Raw genomic sequence first — 458 nt, forward strand, 5'->3', positions numbered from 1 at the left:
CTGCCAGTGGCGCCCAACCTACTGGAGCAGAAATTTGAAGCCGACAGGCCAAACGCCGCGTGGGTGACTGACATCACGTATATCGCGACCGATGAGGGGTGGTTGTACCTGGCAGGAATCAAGGATCTGTACACGTGCGAGATCGTGGGCTACGCGATGGGGCCCAGAATGACACAAGAATTGGTGGGCGAGGCGCTGTTCCGGGCGGTGCGCAGCAAGCGGCCACGGCCCGGCCTGATTCATCATTCGGACCGGGGCAGCCAATACTGTGCTCACGGCTATCGCAGGTTGCTAGCGCAGTTCGGCATGCTGGCTTCGATGTCACGCAAGGGAAACTGCTACGACAATGCGCCCATGGAGAGCTTCTGGGGCAGCCTGAAAGCAGAGTTGGTGTACCACCATCGGTATGCCACCCGGATGGAAGCCATGGCCTCTGTCCGTGAGTACATTGAGATTTT

At 59.0% G+C, this 458-nt stretch carries 1 protein-coding gene; it reads left to right on the forward strand.

From position 1 onward, the window contains the following. A partial coding sequence (locus E1J61_RS35915; RefSeq protein ID WP_133098528.1) for an IS3 family transposase occupies positions 1 to 458 on the forward strand: 458 nt, incomplete at both ends.

It is taken from the genome of Cupriavidus sp. L7L, from assembly GCF_004353535.1.
Classification (GTDB): domain Bacteria; phylum Pseudomonadota; class Gammaproteobacteria; order Burkholderiales; family Burkholderiaceae; genus Cupriavidus; species Cupriavidus oxalaticus_A.